Origin of the sequence: Synechocystis sp. LEGE 06083 (assembly GCF_015207725.1) — a bacterium.
Taxonomy (GTDB): Bacteria; Cyanobacteriota; Cyanobacteriia; order Cyanobacteriales; family Microcystaceae; genus Synechocystis; species Synechocystis salina.
The window spans coordinates 1-6693 of record NZ_JADEWJ010000226.1; the positions used below are offsets into that span (position 1 = coordinate 1).

Here is a 6693-nt window from a genome sequence, read left to right on the forward strand (position 1 = left end):
GGCTAAAATGTGTGAAAAGAGAACAAACCTGGTTTTATTGCCACAGCTAGCTTTTTAGTCAAAATTAGCCAATGAATCTCGACACCATTCAACAGGATCTGGCAGAGCTTTCTCCTGAGGCTCAGGAAATTGTTTTTGATTTAATCGAAAGCCTCAAGGAAAATCATGTTGCAAACACACCATTTTCTTCAACAGACTGGTCAGATTTTATTGGTTGCATAGATGCAGAACCCGATCTTTCTAGAAAATATAAAACTTATTTGAACTGTGAATTAGAAAAAAAACATGATCATTGTTGATACTGGCTTTTGGCTTGCCTTAGCTAATAAAAATGATGAGGTTCATATCCCGGCAGTGAATGCGTTTTACTGTTTACAAAAAGAGCAATTTATAACGAATTGGTGTGTTGTTACTGAAACTTGCTATCTACTACAAAATCGGGTTGGAATTAATGCACCGCAAGCATTTATTAGAAAAATTGGCACAGAAAAACTCAATATATTTGACATCAAACCCAGTCATTGCCCCCGCATTGAGCAACTTATGACAAAATATCGTGACTTGCCAATGGATCTTGCCGATGCATCTCTGGTGATCTTGGCAGAAAACCTTGGTCATGGTCGTATTCTTTCCATTGATTATCGAGATTTTAGTATCTATCGCTGGAAAAATACCAAGCCATTTCAAAACTTATTTATTTTTCCAAAATCCGAATAAGTACCTAGGATTATCAGTCCATAAAAATTTATAAAGAAGATGTAAAAGCCCAGGTTAAATTGGTTAGAATACATTAAGAAATATTTCACTCATTCCTGAAAAAATCACTATGGCCCCCACCCTGCTCCTCTCCCAGGATTTACCCAGCCTCAACTACACCACCCCTGGCGATCGCCTCGATGGTAGATGGCAGGAATCGTTATCCACCCTATTGGGTTTGGGGAGGGCCGCCGGAGCAGACTTTGTGGAATTTTTCCTCGAAAAAGTCAATTACGTCAGTTGCTTAGCCGAAGATGACGCCATCACCAGCCTCACCCCCAGACTCTCCAGCGGTTGTGGCGTCCGGGTTTATAAAGGCAAGGGCGACTGCTACGTCAGCACCAATGACCTTTCCTTTAATGGGCTCCGCACCGCCCTGGAAAAAGGCCTATCCATTTTGGGTTTAACCTTGCCGGCCGGCCAATCCTTTGTGCCTGAACTGAACCTGGAAATGTTACGGGACTATGCCGGAGTGAAGGAAAAAGACCAATGGCTACACCGTTGTAGCCCCATGCAGGAAATGAGCGATATTTTGCTAGGGGCGAACCAAAAATTAGACCGCTATGCCAGCCATGCCCGATCCCGGCGGGCCGCCTACTTTCGTGATTGGCAAGAGGTTTTAGTGGCGGCCAGTGACGGGACCTTTGCCCGGGATATCCGCCTCACCCAATCCGTGGGATTTTCCCTCTTTTGTGCCGATGGTGAACACCGCACTTCCATGAGTAAGCGTTCCGGGGACACCAGTAACCCCGACTATTTACGCACTTGGGATGCGGAAACTGCGGCCCAGGAAGTGGCGGAATCCGCCGGAAAAATGCTCTACGCTGACTATGTGGAATCGGGCAACTATCCCATCATTATGGCCAACCAGTTCGGGGGGGTAATTTTCCACGAAGCCTGTGGTCACCTGTTGGAAACCACCCAAATTGAGCACAAAACCACTCCTTTCCTGGATAAAAAAGGGGAAAAAATTGCCCATGAAAACCTCACTGCCTGGGACGAAGGGCTGACCGATAAGGCCTTTGGCACCATTGATATGGACGATGAAGGCATGCCCACCCAGCGCACTCTGTTGATCGAAAACGGCATTTTGAAAAACTTCATTGCCGATCGCACCGGTTCTATTCGTACCGGCCATCCCCGCACCGGCAGTGGTCGTCGGCAAAGCTATGCCTATGCAGCCGCTTCCCGCATGCGTAACACCTACATTGCCCCGGGTAATTATTCGGTGGATGACATTTTTAATTCCGTCGAAAAGGGTATTTACTGCAAGCAAATGGGCGGCGGTAGCGTCGGAGCCACGGGGGAATTTAACTTTGCGGTTTCTGAAGCTTACTTGGTAGAAAACGGTAAGTTGACTAAACCCCTCAAAGGCGCAACGTTAATTGGCACAGCCACGGAGATTATGAATAAAATTTCCATGTCTTCCCAGGATTTAGGCTTAGCGGCGGGGTTTTGTGGCTCTGTGAGCGGCAGTGTTTATGTCACCGTGGGTCAGCCCCACATTAAGGTTGATGGCATTACGGTGGGGGGACGTTAGGTTTTTCTGGCAACTATAAAATCTCCCTGATATCAACCCAAGGTACGGGCGCAAACAAACCGCTCAATGCCGGCTAGATCCCGATGAATGTGGATATCTTGATAGGTTCCATTCTTCCTCAACAGTTCAGCAACGATGGGGGCCTGGCCGGCCATAATTTCCACTAACCAAAAACCACCGGGCTTTAAATAGGCTGGCGATCGCCGAATTAATTGTTCCACTGCCTGCAAGCCATCGGCCCCGCCATCTAAAGCTAAGAGGGGTTCATGGTTAATCACTTCCGGCTGTAAATGGGGCAATTCCGCCTGGGGAATGTAGGGAGGATTGGACACCATGCCCTGCACCTGGCCCCGTAGATATTCGAGGGGTTCCCACCAATGGCCCTGATGGAATTGAACCCTATCGCCAAGCTGATGGCGTTGGGCATTTTCCCTGGCGATCGCCAACGCTAGGGGACTGCAATCTACCCCATGGACTAGGGCGTGGGGAAAGAGGGAAGCTAAGCCCAGGGCCAGGGCCCCACTGCCGGTGCCTAAATCTACCCAATGGTCGGAGGGGTCCCTTAATCCCCACTGGTCACTTTGGTTTTGTACTATATCAATAATTAACTCCGTCTCTGGGCGGGGAATCAATACATCACTGGTAACTTTGAGGTCAAAATTGCGCCATTGGGTGTGCCCCAACAGGTATTGCACCGGGTATTTCTCCTCCACCCTTTTCTGCCAGCCCTGTTGAACATTGTCCCAAGGTTCCCTGAGTCCAATTTGCCTGCGACTAAAATCTTGCAACCGTAAGGTTAAGCGGTCTAAGTCCGTCCACCCCTGCAAAAGCCAATCCAGTTCCCCCACTTCAATGCCATTGGCGATCGCCATTTGTCGGGCTGTGGCATACCATCGGGCAAATTCTTCACCGGCGACAAAGCCCTTAATCATCGTGTTTATAATCAACTATCAAATACATGGCAAAACCCCACCGTTAATTGGGGAGACTACCCAGGAATTATTTTCGCTCCCAGAAGGATACGAGTAAAATACGGATGAGGTTGTCCCCTGGAACCCCAAGCAAATGGTTATTCCTCCCCAAATTTCCCATGTCCGTTATTAGTCCCTGTCTACGCATTCTACTCATTGAAGACAACCTAGCTGAGGCCCGCCTACTACAAGAAATTCTTAAGGGTTCCCCTACGGAAAACTTCGAGTTTAAGCATGTGCAAAGGTTGGGGGACGCCTTGGCAATTTTAGACCAGGGGCAAAAGTTCGACATCATTCTGCTGGATTTGACCCTACCGGACAGCCAAGGGTTGGATTCCTTGCCTAAGCTCCAACAGCATCACCAGCAATTACCAGTTATTGTCCTCACCCACCACCAGGACGAAGCTTTAGCCCTAGAAGCGGTGCGGCAGGGGGCCCAAGATTATTTAGTCAAAAGGGATGTTAGCCTTGACGTGCTTTTGCGTTCTGTCCACTATGCCATCCAACGTCATTGCCTAGCCCGGGAATTAGCAGTGGAAAACCAGACCCTCAATGCTAATCTCAAGCGTCAGGAAAGGGAATTGTCCGAGGCGAAGGCAGCCAATAAGCTCAAGTCGGAGTTTGTCTCCATGCTTTCCCATGATTTCCGTAATCCCCTCAATACAATTCTGCTATCAGCGGGGCTCCTGGAAGAAAGCGGCGATCGCCTGAGTAAAGGGCAACAACATAATTATTTCAACATGATCCGCACAGCAATTAAAGATTTAGATGAATTGTTGTCGGAGGTTTTACTGCTGGGAAAAACGGAAAATGGCCAGCTCAGTTGTCAATTTGAAGCCCTCGATTTACTCTACTTTTGCCAGGACTTAATGCGTTTGGTGAACAGTGCCCAGCGACAACCTAGGCCAATTCGTTTCCACACCGAAGGTAATTTGCAGCAGGGGGTATGGGATGCCCATTTATTGCGCCACATTATCTGTAATCTTCTCAGTAATGCCATTAAATATTCCCCTGCCCCCACGCCAATTTTGTTTGACGTCATTGCCAAAGATAAAACAATGATTTTTCGGGTCGCCGATCAAGGCATTGGCATTCCTCCCCAGGCCATGACGGAATTATTTAATCCCTTTTTCCGGGCGGACAATGTGGAGGGGGTAACGGGAACCGGGCTAGGGCTGGCGATCGTGCAACGCTGCGCCAATATCCATGGCGGGGAAGTGGAAGTGGAAAGCCAAGAAGGGGGAGGGTCTTGTTTTACTGTGCGTTTACCGATTCTGGAAATTGCCGACAATGGCGATCGTGTCAGCTCCTGAAGAACGGGGGAAATTTTATCCAACGGTGGCTGAATAGGGATGGACAAAGGATGGACAGAAGGGGACTGAGGTAGAGAAAATTCTATTTTTTTCCATGTTGAGGAGGGCAGTGGCAACGCTGAAACCCTTGATTTTACAGGTTTTTTGGGACTGACATGCCCTGGGGATTTCCCTATGCTGTAGTTATTGAAAGCAAAGGAACACCACACCATGTTTGCCTCCACCAACTACACCTCCACCGCCATCCGCAACTACACCATCGCTGCTGTGACCGTTTTAACCCTGAGCATGGGCATCGGTGAACTATTTAATAATCCCAATCGCATTGCCACCCAAAACACCATTGACAATTACAGTTCCTACATTGGTGCTGGTTTGGTCAGCTATGCCCAGTCTTCCCTTAAATAAACCAAGGTTACCAGCCTTTTATCCCGATTACTCCATAGTCTGGTAAAGGTTGTAGTCGCAAAGCCCATTGGTTAACCATAACTGGAAATAAAAGTAGAAAATATTTAGTTCAAAGAAGCGAAGTTTACAGAAGGAAATCAGCGACAGGTTAATCGGCACCATCAATCAACTGTTGCATTGCCCTACTAAAATCCATTAACTGTTGATAGTGCCCTAATAAACGCTGTTGGTAATGATGTCGTCGTTCTGGGGAACGGGCCGATCGCCAAAAAAGTAATTCCGTGGAGAGTAGGCGTAGGGTTCTTCGAAATTCCGTTTGCAACGACGGCCATTGTTGTACTCCCTGGGTCGGCAGTTCTTCCGCTCTGACGCTGATCAAATGATGCCCAAGGAAATCCTCTAGTTCGCTAACTTGCTTGGCCACCGTTGCCTCCTCAGCCCTAGGATCGGCCATGGTCAACTGACATCGCTCCAGCAATTGTTGTAATTCCCTAAGGCGATCGGGTAAATCAGATGGTAGCGTAGACGACATTGCTCCGGGGGATTTGGCAGGGGTTGGGCGGATCAAGGTTAAAATAATGTTAAGGCTTGCTGATATTAATTCAGATTTGTCGGGACTGTATGGTCAAACTCCCTGGGATATGTTCTGGGGAGAGTACGGCTTTTACATCTCCATAGCAAAAGGAGCAAAAAATCATTAATAACCATTAACATTAATTAACACTAATCCCTAAATCCTGCACCGATATAGGAATGTCTGTTAAAAGATAAATACGGGATTTTGACAAGCTAATGGCTGATACTATATCTTTCCCCATTAACTGGCAATTATCGGCTCTTTTGGTCGTTTTTTTCTGTTTTATACCTAGTTAGTGCAAGCTACCCTAACATCCTCCCCAAAACTATGAATGCCGTCGCCGCTCTGCCTACCCCCACCATTCACACAACCCTTCCCCAAGATATCCACGATATCGAACTGCCCCAGTGGTTAGAGGATTGTTTACAGCAGTGGCAAATAGAGGTGGAACAGGGCCAGGACGAAGCAACGGCGCCCCATTGTTTAATCTGTCGAGCTTTCTGTTTTGCTTACGATCTCCATGCCCAACAGCGACGTAAATCTGGGGAACCTTACATTGCTCATCCAGTGGCGGTGGCGGGGCTACTGCGGGACCTGGGGGGGGATGAAGCGATGATTGCGGCGGGATTTTTGCACGATGTGGTAGAAGATACGGACATTAGCATTGAACAAATTGAGGCTTTGTTTGGCGAAGAAACGGCCAGTTTGGTGGAGGGGGTAACTAAACTTTCTAAATTTAATTTTTCTAGTACAACGGAACATCAAGCAGAAAATTTCCGGCGCATGTTTTTGGCCATGGCCAAGGATATTAGGGTGATTGTGGTCAAATTAGCCGATCGCCTGCACAATATGCGGACTTTAGATGCGTTAAATGCCGAAAAACAACGGCGCATTGCTAGGGAAACTAAGGATATTTTTGCTCCTTTAGCTAACCGTTTGGGGATTTGGCGCTTTAAGTGGGAATTGGAAGATCTTTCCTTCAAATACCTAGAGCCCGATTCCTACCGCAAAATTCAGTCCCTGGTGGTGGAAAAAAGAGGCGATCGGGAATCCCGGCTGGAAACCGTTAAGGATATGTTGCGCTTCCGCCTGCGGGATGAGGGCATTGAACATTTTGAACTCCAGGGC

General features: G+C 47.7%; 8 protein-coding genes. 6 read left to right on the forward strand and 2 right to left on the reverse strand.

What is annotated here, in order from left to right; genetic code table 11:
* Window positions 1-71 precede the first annotated feature (71 nt).
* The 3 genes from IQ219_RS15170 to IQ219_RS15180 all read left to right on the forward strand — a co-directional run bounded on the left by IQ219_RS15170 (window position 72) and on the right by IQ219_RS15180 (window position 2296).
* The gene (locus IQ219_RS15170) at window positions 72-299 is read left to right on the forward strand and encodes a hypothetical protein (RefSeq protein ID WP_194019940.1); all 228 of its coding nucleotides are present in this window, start codon (window positions 72-74) and stop codon (window positions 297-299) included.
* Window positions 286-717 (forward strand): type II toxin-antitoxin system VapC family toxin, encoded by a 432-nt coding sequence (locus IQ219_RS15175; protein ID WP_194073162.1) that lies wholly within the window; start codon window positions 286-288, stop codon window positions 715-717. The genes IQ219_RS15170 and IQ219_RS15175 overlap by 14 nt, the downstream gene beginning before the upstream one ends.
* Window positions 718-826: 109 nt before the next feature.
* A complete protein-coding gene (locus tag IQ219_RS15180) occupies window positions 827-2296 on the forward strand; it encodes a TldD/PmbA family protein (protein ID WP_194073163.1) in 1470 nt (489 codons plus the stop codon).
* A 32-nt stretch (window positions 2297-2328) separates the two neighbouring features.
* Here IQ219_RS15180 and prmC read toward each other — a convergent pair whose 3' ends face one another.
* On the reverse strand, window positions 2329-3228 hold the full coding sequence (prmC, locus tag IQ219_RS15185; protein WP_194073164.1) for a peptide chain release factor N(5)-glutamine methyltransferase: 900 nt from the start codon (window positions 3226-3228) through the stop codon (window positions 2329-2331).
* Between the two features lie 158 nt (window positions 3229-3386).
* Between prmC and IQ219_RS15190 the strand changes: the two genes are divergently transcribed.
* Entirely contained in the window at window positions 3387-4580 is a 1194-nt protein-coding gene (locus IQ219_RS15190; RefSeq protein WP_194073165.1) for a hybrid sensor histidine kinase/response regulator, read from the forward strand.
* A gap of 210 nt (window positions 4581-4790) precedes the next feature.
* A complete protein-coding gene (locus tag IQ219_RS15195; protein ID WP_190599796.1) occupies window positions 4791-4988 on the forward strand; it encodes a hypothetical protein in 198 nt (65 codons plus the stop codon).
* A 148-nt stretch (window positions 4989-5136) separates the two neighbouring features.
* On the opposite strand, the gene patD is transcribed toward IQ219_RS15195, so the two are convergent.
* The gene (patD, locus tag IQ219_RS15200; RefSeq protein ID WP_194073166.1) at window positions 5137-5520 is read right to left on the reverse strand and encodes a heterocyst frequency control protein PatD; all 384 of its coding nucleotides are present in this window, start codon (window positions 5518-5520) and stop codon (window positions 5137-5139) included.
* 372 nt (window positions 5521-5892) lie between these two features.
* Between patD and IQ219_RS15205 the strand changes: the two genes are divergently transcribed.
* The coding region (locus IQ219_RS15205; protein ID WP_194073167.1) for an HD domain-containing protein at window positions 5893-6693 on the forward strand (801 nt) is incomplete at its 3' end.

Bases quoted from the DNA above. Each gene is read 5' to 3' on its own strand.
- IQ219_RS15170 (WP_194019940.1), top strand. From the start codon at position 72: ATGAATCTCGACACCATTCAACAGGATCTGGCAGAGCTTTCTCCTGAG.
- IQ219_RS15175 (WP_194073162.1), top strand. From the start codon at position 286: ATGATCATTGTTGATACTGGCTTTTGGCTTGCCTTAGCTAATAAAAAT.
- IQ219_RS15180 (WP_194073163.1), top strand. From the start codon at position 827: ATGGCCCCCACCCTGCTCCTCTCCCAGGATTTACCCAGCCTCAACTAC.
- prmC (WP_194073164.1), bottom strand. From the start codon at position 3,228: ATGATTAAGGGCTTTGTCGCCGGTGAAGAATTTGCCCGATGGTATGCC.
- IQ219_RS15190 (WP_194073165.1), top strand. From the start codon at position 3,387: ATGTCCGTTATTAGTCCCTGTCTACGCATTCTACTCATTGAAGACAAC.
- IQ219_RS15195 (WP_190599796.1), top strand. From the start codon at position 4,791: ATGTTTGCCTCCACCAACTACACCTCCACCGCCATCCGCAACTACACC.
- patD (WP_194073166.1), bottom strand. From the start codon at position 5,520: ATGTCGTCTACGCTACCATCTGATTTACCCGATCGCCTTAGGGAATTA.